Genomic DNA, 18,283 nt, shown 5'->3' on the forward strand with positions numbered 1-18,283 from the left:
ATCGAAGGGTCTTTCTGTTGTCAGGCCCGCAACGCCTCCGCCCCGTCCGCCGCCACACCACCCCCGGCCTTGTCGTTCCACACCTGCTCCACGACGCGGAGCAGGCCGTCGGCGGTGATGGGCTTGGTGATGTGGCCGTCGGCGCCGGCGTCGGAGGAGGCCTGGGCGTGTTCGGGCATGGCGTTGGCGGTCAGGGTGTAGATGGGCGTGGGCGCCGCCTTCTCGCGCCCCTCCCGGCGACGGATGGCGCGGATGGCGGTCAGGCCGTCCATCACCGGCATCTGCATGTCCATCAGGATCAGATCGAAGCTGGCGCGCGCGGCCTCGTCCACGGCCTCGGCGCCGTTCTCGACGCAGGTCAGGTCGACCCCGGCCGCTCCCAGGATCAGTTCCACGACCCGGCGGTTGGTGGGATGGTCCTCGGCCAGCAGCACGCGCATCGTGTCGAGGTCGGCCTCCTCATTGGCGGCCTCCTCGTGCTCACCCCACAGGTCCACGGCGCCGTGGCGGCGCTGCAGTTCGAGGTCGAGGGCGAAGGTCGAGCCCTGGCCCGGTTCCGAGGTCGCCGACAGCGTCCCGCCCATGGCCTCGGCCAGGGAGCGGGATATGGCGAGCCCGAGGCCGGTTCCGCCAAATCTCCGCGTGATGGAGCCGTCGGCCTGCTGGAACCGCCCGAACAGGCGCTGGCGGGTTTCCTCGTCGAAACCGATGCCCGTGTCGCTGACCTCGAAGGTGAGGTGGGTGGAGGTCTCGTCGCGCCGCGCCTTCACCGCCAGCTTCACCTCGCCGGCGTTGGTGAACTTCACCGCATTGCCCAGCAGGTTGGTGAGGATCTGGCGGATGCGCGGCGCATCGCCGTCGAAGGACCCCTGGGCGTAGGGGTCGCACTCGACGATCAGCTTCAGGTCCTTGGCCTGGGCGCTCGCATGGAACAGCGAGGCGCAGGCATTGACCGAGGTGGCCATGTCGAAGGGCTCGGGGCGGATCTCCAGCCGGCCGGCCTCGATGCGGGCCAGGTCCAGGATGTCGGTGAGCAGGGCTTCCAGGGTCTGGGCCGAGGTTTCGATCAGATTGACCATCTCGGCCTGGCCGGCAGTCAGCTCGGTGCGGGCCAGCGCCCCGGCGATGCCCATGACGCCATTCAGCGGGGTGCGGATCTCGTGGCTCATATTGGCCAGGAACTCGCTCTTGGCCTTGTTGGCGGTCTCGGCTTCCTCCTTGGCCTTCACCAGTTCCAGTTCGCCGCGCTTCTCCTTGTCGATATTGCGCAGCACCCCCAGCACCCGGACGATGCGGCCGCGTTCGTCGCGGATCGCCTCGCAGGCTGAGTAGTGCCACTGGTGCGGCCCCTCCTTCCGGGTCATGCGATAGACCTGCCGGAACGGGGCGCCGCCTTCGACGTATTCGTCCCAGGCGCGCATGGCCTCGTCGCGGTCGGCCGGATGGATGCCGCGCCAGATGTCGGCGTTCATCTCCTCATAGGTTGAGGCGCCCGCCTCGCCTTGCTGGGGCGACTGGTACCCGGCGCCGGTCAGTTCGCGGCGCTTCCAGTCCATCTCCCACATGCGCAACTCGCCGATCTCCATGGCGAGCTTCAGCCGTTCCTCGTTGCGCTTGGCCTCCTCCAGGGCGTCGGCGGTGCGGGTGACGTCCACCGACATGATCAGCAGGCCGCCGATCTCGCCGTCGGCCTCGCGCCAGGGATTGATCTCCACCCGCGCCCACAGATGGCGGCCGTCGGGCAGGTTCACCGGCACGCGGTCGTGCTGCACGGTCTGGCCCTTGAGGCAGCGGTTGTAGACCGGCGCCCAGCGCTGCGTGTCGGGATAGGCTTCGTAAAGGCTCTGGCCGGAGACATCCTCGCTCTGGCGCTCGGCCCGCCAGCGGGGGCTGGCCTGGATGACCCGCATCTCCTTGTCGACCATGCAGAGCGCCACGGGGGCGGCCTGGACGAAGGCGGAGATCATGTTGCGGGCGGCGGCGACCTCGCCGGCGGCGCGGGCCAGGTCCTGGCGGGCGGCGTAGCGGGCCCACTCGTCCCCGGCCAGGGCGGCCAGGTCGGCGAGGTAGTCGGCGAAGGCGGGATCGTGTTCACGGGGCTCGACGTCGGTCACCAGCACGGCGCCCACGCCGCGGCCGTCGGCCAGCCGGATCGGGGCGGCGGCGCAGAACCGGATGCCCAGGTCGCCGGTGACGCCTCGGTGGTCCTTGAAGCGCGGATCCTCGCGCGCGTCGGCGATCCACAACACGCCCTCCGAGCGCAGGGCCACAGCGGTGAAGGAGTCCTCGTTGGGCACCGCGCTGCGCCAGTCGTCGGGCTGGGCGGCATGCCAGGTCTGGTCGCCGTCCAGGATCACCACATCGCTGTTCGGCAACCTGGCATAGGCCTGGGCCAGGCGCGCGATGCGGGCCAGGGTCGGCTTCACCTCCGAAAGGTCCAGCCCGCCGTTGGCGGCCGGACGTTCAGCTTCGCCAAGCAAAGCCCCGTCCTTCTTGGCCATGACGTCTCCCCCGATCAGTGGGGGGGAACGATGGGCGCGCGAGGGTTAAATCTCCGTGACCGTCAAAAACCGACTCTTCAAACTTCTACGCAGGGTTTTGGGTGGGCGCGCCGCCTACAGCAGCTTGATCTCGCGCAGCCGCTCTTTCAGGAACTCATCGGCCGTGATCGGGTCCGGATAGCGATCCGGGTGCTGCCCATCCACGCAGGACGCCAGGGTCTTGATCTCGTGGTCGGGATTGAAGTGCAGGAAGAAGGGCGTCGAATAGCGCGGGAAGCCGCGGCGTTCGGGCGCGGGGTTCACCACCCGGTGGGTCGTCGAGGGCAGCCGGTGGTTGGTCAGGCGCTGCAGCATGTCGCCGATGTTGCAGACCACCGAGCCGGCCGGCGGATTGATCGCCAGCCACTGGCCGTCGCGGTCCAGAACCTCCAGCCCCGCCTCTTCGGCGCCAAGCAGCAGGGTGATGACATTGATGTCCTCATGCGCCCCGGCCCGGATGTTGGGGCCGTCCTTGGGGACCGGCGGATAGTGCAGCAGGCGCAGCACCGAATTGCCGTCGTTCACCGTGGCGTCGAAGAAGTGGCGGTCGAGCTTCAGGTAGGTGGCGATGGCCTCCAGCACCTGGACCCCCAGGTCGTCGAGGGAATCGTAGAGCCAGGCGATGTCGGAGACGAAGGTCGGGGTCTCCACCGGCCAGACATTGGGCGGCATCACGTCCTGATAGGGATGGCCCGGCGGCAGGTCGCGCCCCATGTGCCAGAATTCCTTCAGGTCGAAGTGGGCCGCATCCTTGGCCGTCTCGATGCCGAAGGGGGTGTAGCCACGCTGGCCGCCGGTTCCCACCACATAGCGCCGCTTCACCTCCTCGGGCAGGGCGAAGAAGGCCTTGGTGGCGTCGGTGGCCCCCGTGACCTTCTTGTCGGGCAGGCCGTGGTCGGAGATCACCGCGAACCCGTAGCGGGCGAAGCTGTCGCCCAGGGCCTGGGAGAAGCCTTCGAAGTCGGCGCTGAAGGCCTTGAACGAAACGGGGGTGATGGCGGCTTGGGTCATTTGCGCCCCTTACACCGACTGGCGATCCTTCTCCACCCGTCTGGAAGACTGGGGGGTGTCGGGCTCCCCATCGTCCTCGGCGCCGACCCGGCGCATCTCCGCGGCCAGCAGCCGCTCCATGGTCTCGGTGGAATCGCGGCTGGCCAGAACGTAGTTCTCCTCCTGGCCATAGGCCGGCGCCAGCTTCTCGAACAACTGCCGGTCCAGCTTGCGGAAGGTGACGGCGGCGGCCACCGCGCGCCGCTCGGTGAAGCCCAGCCGCAGCAGGGCGCGCTTGCCCATGGCAAGACTGCCTTCGAAGCTCTCACGCTCCACGTCGTCGGCGCCGTGGGCCAGCAGGTCGTAGGCATGGCGGCGGTCCCAGGCCCGCGACATGATGGCCAGGTTGGGGAAGGCCGCCTTGGCCGCCTCCACCAGCTCCACGGCCTTGTCCTTGTCGTCGATGGCCACGATCAGCAGGCGCGCCTTCTCGGCGCCGGCGGTGCGCAACAGGTCGATGCGGCTGGCGTCGCCATAGTGGACCTTGCGCCCGAAGGCCCGCAGCAGCTCGATCTGCTCGATGCTGGAGTCCAGGGTCACCACATTGAAGTCGTTGGCGATCAGCAGGCGGGCGGCGATCTGGCCGAACCGCCCGAAGCCGGCGACGATCACCTCCGGGTCGCCCTCGTCGAAGGGGATGTGCTCGGGCTCGGCGCCCGGGCCCGCCTGGCGGTTCAGCACCAGCTTCTCGTAGGCCAGGAAGGCCAGGGGCGTGAAGGCCATGGACAGCGCCACCACCGCCGACAGCAGTTTGGACAGGTCCGGGTCGATGACGCCCGCGGCGACGGTGAAGCCCAGCAGCACGAAGGCGAACTCGCCGCCCTGGGCCAGGGACACCGCCGAGGCGCCGGCCTCGCGACGGGGCATGCGGAACAGGGCGGCGACCCCGAACATGGCCGCGGCCTTCAGCGCCATCATGCCGATCACCAGCGCGATCAGCGCCACCGGCTGGCGGGCGATCACCGAGAAGTCGAGACCCGCCCCCACGGTGATGAAGAACAGGCCCAGCAGCAGGCCGCGGAAGGGCTCGATGTCGGTCTCCAGCTCACGCCGGAACTCGCTCTCGGCCAGCACCACCCCGGCCAGGAAGGCGCCTAGGGCCGGCGACAGGCCCACGGTCTGCATCAGGGCGGCGACGGCCACCACCAGCAGCAGGGCCGAGGCGGTGAAGATCTCCCGCAGCCGCGCCTGGGCGATGAAGCGGAACACCGGCCGCACCAGGTAGCGTCCACCGCCGATCACCGCGGCCACCGCGCCCAGGATGGACAGGGCCTTGGCCCAGGCGGGCAGGCCCACCAGCAGGCTGGCGCCGTGTCCGCCGGCCGCCGCAACGTCGTGGACGGGCGCGCTCATGGCCAGCAGGGGCAGCAGGGCGAACAGAGGAATCACCGCCAGGTCCTGGAACAGCAGCACCCCGAACACCGCCTCTCCGACGGCCCCTTGGCGCATACCCTTTTCCTCCAGGTTGGCCAGGACGATGGCCGTCGACGACAGGGCCAGAACCGCGCCGGCGGCCAGGGCGGTGCGCCAGTCGCGCCCCAGCGCCAGGCCCGCCGCGGCCATGATCAGGGTGGTGCCCACCATCTGCCCGCCGCCCAGTCCGAAGATCGCCGTCCGCATCCGCCACAGCAGCGCCGGGCGCACCTCCAGCCCGATCAGGAACAGCAGGATCACCACCCCGAACTCGGCGAACTTCATGACGTCGGCGGGCTCCCCCACCAGGTCCAGCAGGAAGGGCCCGACGATGACGCCGGCGATCAGGTAGCCCAGCACCGAGCCCAGGCCGATGCGCTTGGCGATCGGCACCGAGACCACGCCCGCGGTCAGATAGACCAGGGCCTGGATCAGCAGGTCCTGACCGTTCATCGGGCGCGCTTGGTTTTGAGGCGTGACATGGTTGAACTATGCACCGGCGTTCTCGGTTTTGTGCACGCGAATTCGGCGTGGACGGTTCCCAAATGTTGCAGTGCGGCGTAATGGGCATTCATGGCTGACAAGACACAGAAATCCGCCGTCGACGCCCTGGCTGGGCGCCTGTTCGATGGCATGACCATAATGGCCGGGGGCTTTGGCCTCTGCGGCATCCCGGAAAACCTCATCGCGGCGATCCGCGAGAGCGGGACCAAGGACCTGACGGTGGTCTCCAACAACTGCGGCGTCGACGGCTTCGGCCTCGGCGTGCTGCTGGAGAGCGGCCAGATCCGGAAGATGATCTCGTCCTATGTCGGCGAGAACAAACTCTTCGAGCAGCTTTATCTGTCGGGCGACCTGGAGCTGGAGTTCAACCCGCAGGGCACCCTGGCCGAGCGCATCCGCGCCGGGGGCGCCGGCATCCCGGCCTTCTTCACCAAAACCGGCGTCGGCACCCTGGTGGCGGAGGGCAAGGAGGTCCGCGAGTTCGACGGCGAGATGTACGTCATGGAGCGCGGCTTGGTGGCTGATCTCTCCATCGTCAAGGCCTGGAAGGGCGACGCGGCGGGCAACCTCGTCTACCGCAAGACCGCGCGGAACTTCAATCCGATGATGGCCACGGCCGGCAAGACCACCGTGGTCGAGGTCGAGCAGCTGGTTGCGGTGGGCAGTCTCGACAAGGACAACATCCACACCCCGGGCATCTATGTCGACGCCATCGTCGCCGGGGCGAAATTCGAAAAGCGGATCGAGCGCGTCACCACGCGGCCCCGCCAAGCAAAGGCGAGCGTCTAAGATGGCCTGGACCCGCGAACAGATGGCGGCCCGCGCCGCCCAGGAGCTGCGCGACGGCTTCTATGTGAACCTCGGCATCGGCATCCCGACGCTGGTGGCCAACTACATTCCTGACGGAATGAGCGTCACCCTGCAGAGCGAGAACGGCATGCTGGGCATGGGCCCCTTCCCCTATGAGGGGGAGGAGGACGCCGACCTGATCAACGCCGGCAAGCAGACCATCACCGAACTGCCGGAGAGCTCCTACTTCTCCAGCGCCGACAGCTTCGCCATGATCCGCGGCGGCCACATCGCGCTTTCCATCCTGGGCGGCATGCAGGTGTCGGAAAAGGGCGACCTGGCCAACTGGATGGTGCCGGGCAAGGTGGTGAAGGGCATGGGCGGGGCCATGGACCTGGTGGCCGGCGTCAAGCGCGTCGTCGTGGTCATGGACCATGTCGAAAAGTCCGGCGCCCCCAAGCTGCTCACCGCCTGTTCCCTGCCGCTCACCGGCGCGCGGGTCGTGGACCTGCTGATCACCGACCTCGGGGTGTTCGACATCGCCCGCGGCAAGACGCCCCTGACGCTCACCGCGCTGGCCGACGGCGTCACCCTGGAGGAGATCACGGCCAAGACGGAAGCCAGGTTCGAGGTCGCGCTCACCTAGGGTGAAACCTCCGGGCCTGGCCTTGCGTATGTCTGATCAGGACAACCAAGGCAGACCCATGAACAAGCCCCTCTTCGCCGCCGTCGCCGCCAGCGCCCTGCTGGCGGCCAATGTCGCGCCGGCCGCCGGCGCCCTGAAGACCGCGGTCTTCGCCGGGGGCTGCTTCTGGTCGGCCGAGCACGACATCGAGCACGCCAAGGGGGTCAAGTCCGTCGTGGTCGGCTATGCGGGCGGCGCCTCGACCCGCCCGACCTACCAGAACCACGAGGGCCACCTGGAGGCCATCAAGGTCACCTACGACCCCGCCCAGACCAGCTACTCCCTGCTGGTGGCCAACTTCTTCCACCATATCGACCCCACCGACGCGAACGGCCAGATCTGCGATCAGGGCCCGTCCTACCGCACCGCCGTCTTCGTGGAGGGGCCCGCCGAGCGCGCGGCGGCCGAAGCGGTGAAGGCCCAGGTCGCCAAGGAACTGGGCAAGTCGGTGGCGACCATGATCCTGCCCGCCGCCACCTTCCACATGGGCGAGGCCTACCACCAGGACTACGCGAAAAAGAACCCCATGGCCTACAACGCCTACCGCGTCGGCTGCGGCCGCGAGGCGGCGCTCAAGGCGGTGTGGAAGCGCTGACCTCGGCCGCCTTCGGTTTCGGCGGCTGCCCCGTGAGCGGATCGCGCGGCAGGGGCGCGAAGCCCTCGCCGAGGAACAGCTCGGTCTTCCGCCGCCGCGTCCTGTCCAGCATCACGCTGTGGATCTCGCGGCCGCTGACGGTCTTGAAGTCCTGGGCCAGCTCGTCGCGGTAGATCAGGTCCAGGCTGGCGGCCAGCACCAGGGCGCCGGTGGCGGGCGTCAGGGGATCGGTGGTCTCGGCCTGGTTCTGCGGATGGCCTTCGCGCACCCACATCTTCAGCGGCGGGGCGTTCGCGGCGCCGAAGAAGGCCCGCCCATAATAGGCGCTGGCGTTGAACAGGAACCGGTCGTCCACGGCCACGGCGGTCAGGCCAGGCTCCGCGGCCGCCCGTTCGGTGAGGGCCGCCACCGTCTGCTCCCAGCCCTTGGCGCGCTTGAAGGCGTTAGCCGCACCGATCTTCTCGGCCAGCGGCGGGCTGATCACGCAGGCCAGGAACAGGGTCGCGATCAGGGCCTGGCTCGCCACCGCCCCCACCAGCCACCACCGGGCCCGCCAGCGCATCAGCCAGGCGGCCACCAGGATTGATCCGGCCACGTATCCGGCCCCGGACCAGTTGGCGTTGGCCCGGCTGATGAAGGCCTGGGTGGTGACGATCAGGAACGGCGGGATGGAGAAGCACAGCAGGGTCAGGTCGGCGGCCGTCAGGCGCTTGCGCAATCCCAGCAGCACCCCGCCCCCGATCAGCACCGCGAAGGGGATCGGTCCGAACACCCCGAACTGCGAGACCAGGAATTCGCCGAGCTCCGGCAGGTTGAACAGCTTGCGCCCGCCCCAGGCGGCGTTGGCGGCGGTGTGCTGGACCGTGGCGAAACCGTGGGCCGCGTTCCAGGCCAGGTTCGGCGACAGGATCAGCAGGAAGGCGCCCAGCGCCGCGCCGGCGGTCTTCCAGTCCCAGACGCGGCGCGCGTCCTTGCTGATCAGCAGGTGCAGGGCGAGACCAATGATCGCGTAGACCGCGGCGTACTTGGAGAGGAAGGCCAGACCCACCGCCGCCCCGAAGCCCGCCGCCATCAGCAGGCGGCGGCGTCCCACCGCGGCCGGCAACTCCACATAGGCCAGCAGCGACAGCGACAGGAAGAACAGCAGGGCCGCGTCGGTGGCGATGGCCAGGGACGAGATCTGCACGCCCGGCATCAGGGCATAGAGGGCGCAGGCGGCGAACCCGACCGCCGGCCCGTACAGCCGCCGGCCGATCCCGAACACCGCCAGGGTCACCCCCAGGTGATAGAACGGCGCGGCCAGCCGCACCCAGGCCTCGTCGTTTCCGCCGATCGCCGTGGTGGCCCAGATGGTCCAGGCGATCATCGGCGGCTTGGAGAAATAACCCCAGTCCAGGGTCCGCGACCACAGCCAGTACTGAGCTTCGTCCGGGTAGAGCTCCAGGGGGGTGACGAACAGCGCCACCAGCCGCGCCGCCGTCAGGCCGAAGGCCAGCAGCAGGGCGCCTTTCCAGTGGGCGTCGGCCCCGGGGGCGGACAAAGCGTTACCAGCCAAGCGATCTATCCCTGTTTTGGCGGCGGACCGTGGCGCGCTGGGGGCGCCCTGTAAAGGACGATGCGTGTCTTTAAAGCAGCACTCCCGACAGGACATGATGTCGTAACAAATCCGTCACCCACAGCCACATTTTTGGCGCTATAGGGACTCGCAACGCCGGGGGCCCTGGGCTGGTCCCCGCTGATGGATAGGGGATTCCAATGACTTCGATGAAGCGGCTCGCCGGTGGCGCAGCTCTGACGGCGCTCGTTTTCGCCATGTCCAGCGCGGTCTACGCGCAGGACACCACCAGCGCCGTGCGCGGCCAGCTGACCGGCAACGACGGGAACACCGTCCGCAACGCCTCGATCACGATCGTCCACACGCCCTCCGGCACCCGGTCGGTCACCGCGCCGAACGCTGACGGCATCTTCGACGCCCGCGGTCTGCGGGTCGGCGGCCCCTACAACATCACCGTCGCCGCCCCCGGCTACGAAACCAAGTCGGTCAGCGGCATCAACCTGGCCCAGGGCGACAGCATCCGCCTGGACTTCGACCTGATCGCCCAGGCCTCGGTGGACGAGTTCGTTGTCACCGCCGCCCGCGACGTCACCTCGGAAAACTCCGGCGCCAACACCACCCTGGACCGCGGCGGCATTGAATCGGTGGTCTCGGTCACCCGCGACATCCGCGACCTGGCCCGCCGCAACCTCCTGGCCTCGGCCAACACCAGCGCCGACGGCGGCATCTCCATCGCCGGCTCCAATCCCAAGGCCAACCGCATCACCATCGACGGTTCGCCGGTGCAGGACGACTTCGGCCTGAACTCGGGCGGCGTGCCCACCCGTCGCGGCCCGATCTCGCTGGACGCCATCGAGCAGTTCACCATCCAGGCCGTGCCCTATGACGTGCAGAACGGCGACTTCCAGGGCGGTTCGATCGACATCGTCCTGCGCTCGGGCGCCAACGATTTCCACGGCAGCGTCTTCACCAACTATCTGAACGACGGCATGGTCGGCGACTCCCTGCGCGACAAGCCGGTGAAGCAGACCATCACCCAGTCCAACTACGGCGCGTTCCTCGCCGGCCCGATCCTGCAGGACAAGCTGTTCTTCGCCATCTCCTACGAGCTCTATGAAACCTCAGACCAGGTCGGCTTCGGCCCGGCCGGCCAGGGCTTCCCGAACTCGTTCTCCGGCATCGGCCAGTCGCAGATCGATCAGGTCACCAACATCCTGAACAACACCTACACGACGGACTTCGACGCCGGGACCATCCCGCGCACCGGCGCCATCATCGACGAAAAGTACTCGGCCAAGCTCGACTGGAACATCAACGACAACCACCGTGCCTCGTTCACCTACCGCTACGCCCTGTCGGAATCGGTGGCGCGTTCGAACCTGAACAACAATACCGCCAGCCTCTCGTCGAACTTCTACCTCTCCGGCGACGAGGACTATTCCTATGTCGGCGAACTGAACTCCAAGTGGACCGACCAGCTCTCCACCCAGCTGCGCGTCTCCTATCGCGACTATGAGCGCCGCCAGAACCCGCCGGCCGGCCAGGAGTTCGCCGAACTGCAGATCTGCTCTATGGCGGTCAGCAACACCACGCTCACCACCTGCGACAGCCCCAGCGGCCTAGTCCGCATCGGGCCGGACTCGTTCCGTCAGGCCAACGAGCTTGAGACCCACAACCTGCAATTTCAGGCCAAGGCCGAGTATTCCTTAGGCGATCATCTGCTGAAGGTCGGCTTCGAGAGCCAGAACCTGGAGATCGTCAACCTGTTCGTGCCGGAAAGCGACGGGGTCTACTACTTCGACTCCATCGCCGACTTCCAGGCTGGCCGCGCCAACCGCCTGACCTATTCCAATGCGCCGTCAGGCAATCCGCGGGATGCCGCCGCCCTCTTCGAGTACCAGCAGAACAGCCTCTACTTCCAGGACGTGCTGGACGTCACCGACGATCTGCAGGTCACCGCCGGCTTCCGCTACGACTGGTTCAAGAGCGACGACAAGCCGATCCTCAACCCGAACTTCACGGCGCGGAACCGCTTCTCCAATCAGCAGACCTATGACGGCCTCTCGATCGTCATGCCGCGGGTGGCCTTCAACTGGAAGCCGGAGGGCAAGCCCTACCGCGTCAACGGTGGGTTCGGCCTGTTCTCCGGCGGCGTGCCGGACGTGCTGATCTCCACGGCCTTCTCCACCACCGGCTACGCCGCGGCCGGCGTCAATATCGTCCGCAATGCCAACGGCACCTTCAGCGAGGTGAACAACACCGCCGGCTTCACCCAGGCCAATGGCGCCGCGGGCCTGAACATCAATGTCACCGACCCGCGCTTCGGCTACGACCTGCCCACCGGCGTCACCAGTCTGGTGACCCCCGCCGGTATCCCGGCGGCCGGCGAGACCATCGCCTTCACCCCCGGCTTCCAGATGCCGTCCTCGTGGAAGTTCTTCCTCTCGGCGCAGTACGACCTGCCCTGGGACGTGAAGCTCACCGCCGACTTCGTGCAGACCACCGTGAGGGACGCCATCGCCTTCAAGGACCTGCGCGCCCAGCCGCTGATCGTGAACGGCGTCATCCAGAAGACCCCCGACGGCCGCATTCGCTATGACGGCCTGCAGGCCACCGACGCGGCCCGCGCGGCGGCCGGCATCGCCGGCTCCAACGCCCCGGCCACCCGCGACCTGCTCGTCTACAACACCGACAAGGGCAAGGGTTACGTCTTCGGCGTCGGCCTTTCGAAGGACTTCGACTTCGGCCTCGGCGCCTCCATCGGCTATGCGCGTCAGCGCCTGGACGAAGAAACCTCGGGCGGCCGTTTCGGCACCACGGCCGGCTCGCTCTACGCCAGCCAGTCGACCGGTACGGACTTCAACCGCGACGCCTACGGCAAGGGCTACGAAGAGGTCAGCGACCGCGCCAAGTTCGAACTCAACTACAAGCATGAGTTCATCGCCAACCACCCGACCCGGTTCTCGCTGTTCGGCGAGACCCGCACGGGCCGCCCGGTCAACGCCACCATGGGTTCGGTCTCCCGCGACCGCAGCACGACCTTCGGTGTGAACCGTTCGGCCTACCTGCTCTATGTCCCCGACATCGCCGGCGACACCAACAAGACCGACCTGCAGATCGGCAAGGTCTTCTTCGACACCGCCACCACCCGCGACAACTTCGTCAACGCGGTGAGGAAGTTCGACCTGGGCAACGACACCATCGTCGGCAAAGGCGCCATCAAGAACCCCGACGTGAACCAGCTCGACCTGCAGATCAGCCAGGAGTTCCCCGGCCTGACCGAGGGTCACAAGTTCAAGGTCGTCCTCGACGTCCAGAACGTGCTCAACCTGGTCAACAACAAGTGGGGCATCGTCGAGGAATACGGTTCGACGGGGTCCGGTCAGGGCAACAACCGCATCATCGACGCGGCCTGCGCCAACGCCGCCGGGGTGGCTTCCGCCGCCAGCAGCGCCGTCTGCGACACCTACCGCTACTCGAACTTCAGCTCGACGGCGACCACCCGCACGATCAACAACGATCGCTCGCTCTGGTACGCCCAGGTCTCGCTGCGCTACGAGTTCTAGTCCTCGCAGCGACATCGCTTTCGCGGAAAGGGCGGCCCTCCAGGGCCGCCCTTTTTCGTGCTTCCAAGTCCTTCTGCCCTTGCGGGAGAAGGTTGGCCCTGCGGAGCAGGGTCGGATGAGGCGTCGATAGGCCTCTCGGGTTAGGTCGGTGGGTGTCGCGCGGAGAGGGGAGCGTGACCCCTCATCCGACCGGACTCCGACCGGCCACCTTCTCCCGCAAGGGGAGAAGGATCGTAATGTCCTTCCAAGGCCACGCTTGACGTAGCCCACCGCGCCGCCCATTTCGCGGCTCCAAGATACAAGGGCCTGCCATGACCGTTCTCGTTCCCGCCGAGTGGGCGCCGCACAAGGCCATGTGGCTGGGCTTTCCCAGCCATGCGGAGGTTTGGGCTGACGACCTCGACCTGGCCCAGGCTCAGGTGGCCGCCCTGGCCCGCGCCCTGGCCGGTCCCGGCAAGGAGCGCGTGCGGCTGATGACCGGCGCCCCGGAGGGGGAGGCCGCCGCGCGCCGCCTGCTCTCCGATGTCCCGGGGATCGAGATCACACCCGGCGCGTTCGGCGACATCTGGCTGCGCGACACCGGCCCGATCTTCGCCAAGGGACCGAACGGCGATGAGGCGCGCGGCTTCCGCTTCAACGGCTGGGGCGGCAAGTACGAGATGGAGGGCGACGACACCGTGGCCGCTCAGATCGCCACCGCCTCGGGCGCGCCCCTGATCCAGCAGGAGATCATCATGGAGGGGGGCTCCCTCGACCATGACGGGGAGGGAACGATCCTCACCACCGGCCAGTGCCTGCTCAATCCCAACCGCAATCCGGGCTGGACCCGCGAGGCCGCCGAGGCCGAGCTGGCCGCGTCGCTGGGCGCGCGCAAGATCCTCTGGCTGGGGGACGGCCTGGCCAACGACCACACCGACGGCCACGTCGACAACCTCGCCCGCTTCGTGGCGCCCGGCGTCGTGGTCTGCCCGGTCGCTTGGGGCCGGGGCGACGTCAATGTCTATGCCTATGACGCCTGCGCCCGGGACCTGGCGGCCATGACCGACGCCCAGGGCCGCAAGCTCAAGGTGGTCCGCATCCCCTCGCCGGGCTGGATCGAGAGCCACCAGGGCGGCGCCGCACCGGCCAGCCACATGAACTTCATCATCGCCAACGGGGCGGTGGTCATGCCCACCTATGACGGCGACCCGCGCGCCGCCGAGCTGGCGGCCCAGGCGCTGCAGGAGCTGTTCCCCGACCGCGAGGTCATCGCCCTGCGTTCCGACGCCATCCTCACCGGCGGCGGATCCTTCCACTGCATCACCCAGCAGGAGCCCGCCTGATGGCCCGCACCCTGAGCGTCGCCGCCCTGCAGACCTCCTACGGGATGGATCTGGCGGCCAACATCAAGAAGACCGAAGGACTGATCCGCCAGGCCGCCGCTGGCGGCGCCCAGGTGATCCTGCCTTCCGAGCTGTTCCAGGGGCCGTATTTCTGCGTGACGCAGGAAGAGCGCTGGTTCGCCCAGGCCCATCCGTGGCGTGAGCACCCCTGCGTCACGGCCCTGGCGCCGCTGGCCGCCGAGCTCGGCGTCGTCCTGCCGATCTCGATCTTCGAGCGCGAGGGGCCGCACTACTTCAACTCCCTGGTCATGGTGGACGCCGACGGCTCGCCGATGGGGGTCTATCGCAAGAGCCACATCCCCGACGGGCCGGGCTATCAGGAGAAGTACTACTTCCGCCCCGGCGACACCGGCTTCCGGGTCTGGGACACCAAGTTCGGCAAGGTCGGCGTCGGCATCTGCTGGGACCAGTGGTATCCGGAAGCCGCGCGCGCCATGGCCTTGATGGGCGCCGAGGTGCTGCTCTATCCCACCGCCATCGGCTCTGAGCCCCACGACCCCACCCTGGACACCGCCGCCCCCTGGCGGCGCGCCATGCAGGGCCACGCGGTCTCCAACGTCATTCCGGTGGTGGGCGCCAACCGCATCGGCTTCGAGCCCTGGGACAACTATCCCAATGGCGGCCAGGCCTTCTACGGGGCCTCCTTCATCGCAGATCATCGCGGCGACCTGGTGTCGGAGCTGGGCGACGAGGAGGGGATCGTGGCGGCCAGCTTCGACCTGGACTTCCTGACCACCCACCGCGCTGCCTGGGGGTTCTTCCGCGACCGCCGCACCGATCTCTACGGTGGGCTGGTGGGCCCGCGGCCTGTCTGACGATCACATGTCGGCCCATGTTGGCCGTCGCGACGGCCCGCAAACCCTCGGCCGGCAAGGACCGCGCGGCCATACCCCCGTCTAGGACGGGGTTTGGTCCCTCCGCGGCCACCAACATGTTGTCAGGCGGGGCAGCTCAGCGCCGGCGCCCGGGCCAGCTCCCTGCGCGCCGTCGCGAGGTCGCGCTGGAACTCCGGCTCCCCATGCAGCCGCGCCACCATGGCCGAGGCCAGGGTCCGGCCGGCCTCGATGTCGCTCTGGAAGTGGACCCCGCAGATCACCCGGCTGTCGCCCACCGCCTTGCCCGCCGCCATCAGGCCGTCGGCCCTGGCCGGCGCCAGTTCGCTGAGGATCAGCCCCCAGGACCAGCCCACCATGGAGTGGCCCGAGGGGTAGGAGGCGTTGGTCTTCATCCAGTCCTCGCGGGGCACGCAGATCGGCTGGCTGTTGCCGATCATCGGCCGCGGGCGGTTGTAGTGGTCCTTGGCCGGCTTGCCGATGGTGCGCACATCGATCTCGATCCGGTGCAGCAGGCGGTAGAGGACGGGCGTCGTCTTGACCCCGATCGCCTTGCCCGCGGCGCAGGAATAGGCCTTCAGCGCGCCGCCCGCCCAGATGTCGTTGTCCGCGATGGCCTGGGTCCAGCGGGCCGAGCCGGCCAGGGACCGGGTCTCGTCATAGTGCGCCCGCTCCCCCAGGCCACGCGGGCTGTCGGGCGCCGGCGGCGGTCCCAGCAGGGCCGCGCCATCGAGGTCGGCGGCGGCCAGATAGCCGGCCAGATCGGTAGGGACGGGGTTCAGAGGCGCCGCCAGCGAGGCGTCCGCCGGGGCGGGGCGCATCTGCGGGAGCATGGCGCAGGCGGCCAGCGACAGGGCGGCTGCGGCGCCCAGGAGAGGTCGAAGGATCATGAAACCTCTTTAGAGCGGTTCCCGGACTTCGGGAACCGCTCCGCAGATGGGTTTTAGGCGCGCAGGACGGTCAGGCCGTTCTTGATCACCGTCGCGCCGCGTTCCTTCACGCGGGCCTCGAAGGAGATGTTCTTGCCGTCCTTCCAGAGGTCCACCGTGATGGTGTCGCCGGGGATCACCGGGGCCGAGAACCGGGCCTGGTGGCTGAGGATCTGGTCGGGATCAAAGCCGGTGATGGCCTGCAGCACCGCGCGGCAGGTGATGCCGTAGGTGGCCAGCCCGTGCAGGATCGGACGCGGGAAGCCCGAGCGGCGGGCCGACTCGGGGTCGGAGTGCAGCGGGTTGCGGTCGCCGTTCAGGCGGTACAGCAGGGCCTGGTCCTCACGGGTGGTGAAGTCCACCGAGAGGTCCGCCTTGCGGGTCGGAACCACGTGGGGCTCCGGCGCGCCTTCCGACGGGCCGCCGAAGCCGCCGTCGCCGCGGGCGAAGGTGGAGCCGGTCAGGGTGGCGACCTTCTCGCCGGCGGCGTCGCGCCAGATGGTCTCGTTGATGATGACGGCGCCCTTGCCCTCACCCTTGTCATAGGCGCCGACGGTGCGGCCCTCGGCGGTGAAGGTGCCGGTGGTGGGCAGGGGCTTGTGCAGCTCGACCTTCTGCTCGCCGTGGACGACCATCAGGAAGTTGATCTGGCTCTGGCGGTGGCCTTCGGGCATCACCGGCGCAGGCCCGCCGGCCGAGCGCATGTTCGAGGCCAGCACGGTGGCGGCCGTCGGGATGACCTTCAGGTTCTTCTCGTAGACGTAGGCCAGCTCGTCCTCGTTCATGGGGTCCTGCCCCATGCCGACGCCCAGCGCGTAGAGCATCACGTCCTTGTCGCGATAGGTGAATTCGCGCGCCGCCGTCTTCTGTTCAAGAATGTCGGGATAAAAGATCGCCATTGAAAATATTTCCTCCGCTATGCGGTCCGTTTGCTATCTGCGGATTGAAGCGGTTCGGCCCCGGCGAAGCAAGCGGCGAGCGAGCGCATTTGCCGCCCCTCCTTTGATCGGGTAGAAGCGCGGACCCTGCGAAGACGGGTTCTAGAAAAGCCCGCTCGCACCTTTCTTTCGCGCCCAGGATCATCGAAGGCATTTCATGGCGACCGACACTCAGCCCGGCATGGGCGGCCAGATCACCGGCAACGTTCTTTTCTATTCCAAGCCGGAACCCCTGACCTCCGACCACCACAAGACCCTCGGCGTAAAGCGCATGGACGGGCCCTTCGGCTTCGCCAAGGCCGGCCACGCGGTGCCGCTCACCGTCACCGAATTCCCGCTCGCCGCCGTCTCGGGGCCGATCATCTTCGTCGGCGACGAGAAGATGCCGCTCGCCGTCATGGGCCTGAACGCCGGTGACAACATGTTCATCCAGGACAACGGGATCTTCGAATCCGGCGTCTACATCCCGGCCTATATCCGCCGCTATCCCTTCGTCTTCGCCAATGACGACAAGGCCCAGCAGATGGTCTTGTGCATCGACCGCGCCGCCGAGTTCATCGTCGAGGGCGGCGAGATGGCCTTCTTCGACGAGAAGGGTGAGCCCACCGAGTACACCCAGAACTGCATCAGCTTCTGCAATGACTATGAGGTCGAGCGGCAGCGGACCCAGTTCTTCCTGGGCATCCTGAAGGACAACGACCTCTTCGAACTGAAGACGGCGACGCACACCCCGACCAACCCCGACGGCACGCCCGGCGAACCCCAGAAGATCGCCGAGTACTTCGGCGTCTCGGAGGAGAAGCTGGCCAAGCTCGCGCCGGAAAAGCTCGCCGAGCTGCGCGACAACGGCGCGCTGGGCCAGATCTACGCCCACCTGGTTTCGCTGGTGGGCTGGGACCGTCTGGTGGCGCTCGCCATGTTCCGGGCGTCGCAGCTGCCGCAGGCCGCCAACGCCTGATCCCACCGATCAGTCCTGAGTTCGGAAGCGGCGGGTCGAAAGGCCCGCCGTTTTCTTTGGCGGGCTAGCGCGCTAGCGCGCGAAGACGCTGCGGGTTAGGCAGGAGAAGACCAGCCGTCCGGCCTCATCCAGCAGGTCGTGCTGGGCGATGATGATGCCCTTGCCCTCGCCCACGGGGTCCTTGCCCATCACCGTCATGCGGCCGCGCAGGGTCTCACCGGCGGGCGGGTTGCGGGCCCAGCGCAGGGCGTCGACCCCCAGACGCTTGGTCTGGGGCCAGTTGACCACGGAGGCTGAGTCCAGCCGCGTCCAGATGGCGAACACCATGGCGTCGGGGGCGCCGCGCTCGGCCGGCCAGCCGGGGGCGAAGGCGGCGATGAAGGCCTCCAAGGCGCGGGCGTCGACCCGCACCTCACCGAGATAGACCACCTGACCGATCTCGATCTCGTCGAAGGGGGCGGGCACGTAACTCTCCTGGGGTTCAAGCCGAACTGATTCGTCGATGATGGGCCGCGCCCGTGACAAGTCGAGCGCTTTGCGGATCAG

14 protein-coding genes are annotated in these 18,283 nt (G+C 68.1%); 7 read left to right on the forward strand and 7 right to left on the reverse strand.

Annotation, left to right across the window (positions count from 1 at the left end):
- Positions 1–20 precede the first annotated feature (20 nt).
- From Q7J39_RS02735 to Q7J39_RS02745, 3 genes are all read right to left on the reverse strand, one after another.
- Positions 21–2,501, reverse strand: coding sequence for an ATP-binding protein (locus Q7J39_RS02735; protein WP_304820168.1), 2,481 nt, complete (start codon positions 2,499–2,501; stop codon positions 21–23).
- Positions 2,502–2,615: 114 nt separating this feature from the next.
- Positions 2,616–3,551, reverse strand: coding sequence for an isopenicillin N synthase family oxygenase (locus Q7J39_RS02740; RefSeq protein WP_304820170.1), 936 nt, complete (start codon positions 3,549–3,551; stop codon positions 2,616–2,618).
- A 9-nt stretch (positions 3,552–3,560) separates the two neighbouring features.
- Positions 3,561–5,456 (reverse strand): monovalent cation:proton antiporter-2 (CPA2) family protein, encoded by a 1,896-nt coding sequence (locus Q7J39_RS02745; RefSeq protein ID WP_304820172.1) that lies wholly within the window; start codon positions 5,454–5,456, stop codon positions 3,561–3,563.
- Positions 5,457–5,576: 120 nt separating this feature from the next.
- Between Q7J39_RS02745 and Q7J39_RS02750 the strand changes: the two genes are divergently transcribed.
- The 3 genes from Q7J39_RS02750 to msrA are packed head-to-tail and all read left to right on the forward strand — an operon-like array spanning position 5,577 to position 7,576.
- Positions 5,577–6,296, forward strand: a complete 720-nt coding sequence (locus Q7J39_RS02750; RefSeq protein ID WP_304820174.1) for a CoA transferase subunit A — start codon at positions 5,577–5,579, stop codon at positions 6,294–6,296.
- 1 nt (position 6,297) lies between these two features.
- The gene (locus tag Q7J39_RS02755; RefSeq protein ID WP_304820176.1) at positions 6,298–6,942 is read left to right on the forward strand and encodes a 3-oxoacid CoA-transferase subunit B; all 645 of its coding nucleotides are present in this window, start codon (positions 6,298–6,300) and stop codon (positions 6,940–6,942) included.
- Between the two features lie 58 nt (positions 6,943–7,000).
- Positions 7,001–7,576: a peptide-methionine (S)-S-oxide reductase MsrA gene (gene msrA / locus Q7J39_RS02760; protein WP_304820178.1), complete on the forward strand. Its 576-nt coding sequence runs from the start codon at positions 7,001–7,003 to the stop codon at positions 7,574–7,576.
- On the opposite strand, the gene Q7J39_RS02765 is transcribed toward msrA, so the two are convergent.
- The gene (locus tag Q7J39_RS02765; RefSeq protein ID WP_304820180.1) at positions 7,554–9,131 is read right to left on the reverse strand and encodes a glycosyltransferase family 39 protein; all 1,578 of its coding nucleotides are present in this window, start codon (positions 9,129–9,131) and stop codon (positions 7,554–7,556) included. The genes msrA and Q7J39_RS02765 overlap by 23 nt on opposite strands.
- Before the next feature lie 200 nt (positions 9,132–9,331).
- Between Q7J39_RS02765 and Q7J39_RS02770 the strand changes: the two genes are divergently transcribed.
- The 3 genes from Q7J39_RS02770 (at position 9,332) to aguB (ending at position 14,894) form a co-directional block, all read left to right on the forward strand.
- Positions 9,332–12,697, forward strand: a complete 3,366-nt coding sequence (locus Q7J39_RS02770) for a TonB-dependent receptor (protein ID WP_304820182.1) — start codon at positions 9,332–9,334, stop codon at positions 12,695–12,697.
- 311 nt (positions 12,698–13,008) lie between these two features.
- The gene (locus tag Q7J39_RS02775) at positions 13,009–14,019 is read left to right on the forward strand and encodes an agmatine deiminase family protein (RefSeq protein ID WP_304820184.1); all 1,011 of its coding nucleotides are present in this window, start codon (positions 13,009–13,011) and stop codon (positions 14,017–14,019) included.
- Positions 14,019–14,894 carry an N-carbamoylputrescine amidase gene (gene aguB, locus Q7J39_RS02780; RefSeq protein ID WP_304820186.1) on the forward strand — a complete coding sequence of 292 codons (876 nt, stop codon included), beginning with the start codon at positions 14,019–14,021 and terminating at the stop codon, positions 14,892–14,894. Before Q7J39_RS02775 ends, aguB begins: the two co-directional genes overlap by 1 nt.
- Positions 14,895–15,016: 122 nt before the next feature.
- On the opposite strand, the gene Q7J39_RS02785 is transcribed toward aguB, so the two are convergent.
- Both Q7J39_RS02785 and Q7J39_RS02790 read right to left on the reverse strand, forming a co-directional pair.
- Positions 15,017–15,802, reverse strand: coding sequence for a phosphatase PAP2 family protein (locus tag Q7J39_RS02785; RefSeq protein ID WP_304820189.1), 786 nt, complete (start codon positions 15,800–15,802; stop codon positions 15,017–15,019).
- A gap of 53 nt (positions 15,803–15,855) precedes the next feature.
- Entirely contained in the window at positions 15,856–16,740 is an 885-nt protein-coding gene (locus Q7J39_RS02790) for a MaoC/PaaZ C-terminal domain-containing protein (RefSeq protein ID WP_304820191.1), read from the reverse strand.
- Positions 16,741–16,936: 196 nt separating this feature from the next.
- Here Q7J39_RS02790 and Q7J39_RS02795 point away from each other — a divergent pair, with 196 nt between their 5' ends.
- The gene (locus tag Q7J39_RS02795) at positions 16,937–17,737 is read left to right on the forward strand and encodes a SapC family protein (protein ID WP_304820193.1); all 801 of its coding nucleotides are present in this window, start codon (positions 16,937–16,939) and stop codon (positions 17,735–17,737) included.
- Between the two features lie 72 nt (positions 17,738–17,809).
- Here the strand turns inward: Q7J39_RS02795 and Q7J39_RS02800 are convergent, their stop codons facing one another.
- On the reverse strand, positions 17,810–18,202 hold the full coding sequence (locus Q7J39_RS02800) for an acyl dehydratase (protein WP_304820195.1): 393 nt from the start codon (positions 18,200–18,202) through the stop codon (positions 17,810–17,812).
- Positions 18,203–18,283 lie beyond the last annotated feature (81 nt).

The organism is Phenylobacterium sp. (assembly GCF_030651185.1).
Lineage (GTDB): Bacteria > Pseudomonadota > Alphaproteobacteria > Caulobacterales > Caulobacteraceae > Phenylobacterium.

What these genes read in the sequence shown, in the direction of transcription:
- Q7J39_RS02785 (WP_304820189.1), bottom strand. Translation starts at nt 15,802, where the DNA reads ATGATCCTTCGACCTCTCCTGGGCGCCGCAGCCGCCCTGTCGCTGGCC.
- Q7J39_RS02745 (WP_304820172.1), bottom strand. Translation starts at nt 5,456, where the DNA reads ATGAACGGTCAGGACCTGCTGATCCAGGCCCTGGTCTATCTGACCGCG.
- Q7J39_RS02790 (WP_304820191.1), bottom strand. Translation starts at nt 16,740, where the DNA reads ATGGCGATCTTTTATCCCGACATTCTTGAACAGAAGACGGCGGCGCGC.
- msrA (WP_304820178.1), top strand. Translation starts at nt 7,001, where the DNA reads ATGAACAAGCCCCTCTTCGCCGCCGTCGCCGCCAGCGCCCTGCTGGCG.
- Q7J39_RS02770 (WP_304820182.1), top strand. Translation starts at nt 9,332, where the DNA reads ATGACTTCGATGAAGCGGCTCGCCGGTGGCGCAGCTCTGACGGCGCTC.
- Q7J39_RS02795 (WP_304820193.1), top strand. Translation starts at nt 16,937, where the DNA reads ATGGCGACCGACACTCAGCCCGGCATGGGCGGCCAGATCACCGGCAAC.
- Q7J39_RS02755 (WP_304820176.1), top strand. Translation starts at nt 6,298, where the DNA reads ATGGCCTGGACCCGCGAACAGATGGCGGCCCGCGCCGCCCAGGAGCTG.
- Q7J39_RS02750 (WP_304820174.1), top strand. Translation starts at nt 5,577, where the DNA reads ATGGCTGACAAGACACAGAAATCCGCCGTCGACGCCCTGGCTGGGCGC.
- Q7J39_RS02735 (WP_304820168.1), bottom strand. Translation starts at nt 2,501, where the DNA reads ATGGCCAAGAAGGACGGGGCTTTGCTTGGCGAAGCTGAACGTCCGGCC.
- Q7J39_RS02775 (WP_304820184.1), top strand. Translation starts at nt 13,009, where the DNA reads ATGACCGTTCTCGTTCCCGCCGAGTGGGCGCCGCACAAGGCCATGTGG.
- aguB (WP_304820186.1), top strand. Translation starts at nt 14,019, where the DNA reads ATGGCCCGCACCCTGAGCGTCGCCGCCCTGCAGACCTCCTACGGGATG.
- Q7J39_RS02740 (WP_304820170.1), bottom strand. Translation starts at nt 3,551, where the DNA reads ATGACCCAAGCCGCCATCACCCCCGTTTCGTTCAAGGCCTTCAGCGCC.